This is a genomic window from Ensifer sp. ENS08, assembly GCF_014852195.1.
In the GTDB taxonomy this organism is placed as follows: domain Bacteria; phylum Pseudomonadota; class Alphaproteobacteria; order Rhizobiales; family Rhizobiaceae; genus Ensifer; species Ensifer adhaerens.
In genome coordinates, this window is sequence record NZ_JACVBF010000060.1 from 1 (window position 1) to 441 (window position 441).

General features: G+C 55.1%; 1 tRNA gene. It reads right to left on the reverse strand.

The features are described from left to right. Positions 1–324 precede the first annotated feature (324 nt). Positions 325–401: transfer RNA gene (locus tag IB272_RS34500), tRNA-Met, on the reverse strand. Between the last annotated feature and the right edge of the window lie 40 nt (positions 402–441).

Consider the following 441-nt stretch of genomic DNA (forward strand, 5'->3'; position numbering starts at 1 on the left):
TGACCGGCAGACGCCGGATCAGGCTTACTTCAACGCGCTGACACCGATGATGGCGGCAGCATAATCGAGGCGGAAATCCACTTAGCAAAACGCCCGAAACTGTTCAGACAAACCGAGCCAGCTCTGAGATACACAAGAGCCCCCATGCATTTCTGCTTGGGGACTTTTGGGTGTTTTGGAATTTGGTTTCGGGGGCAGGATTTTTGGTTTTCTGTCCCACTGCGTCGGCTTTGCCTGCTTGCGGGCCCCTGACGAGGCGTTAAATCCTCGACCCGTTACGAGTCATACAAAAAAGCCGCCCTTTTGGGGCGGGCTTTTTTGATTTGGTTGCGGGGGCAGGATTTGAACCTGCGGCCTTCAGGTTATGAGCCTGACGAGCTACCGGGCTGCTCCACCCCGCGCCAAGCGTAAATCCCGATGGGATTTATCGCGGTAACGTAA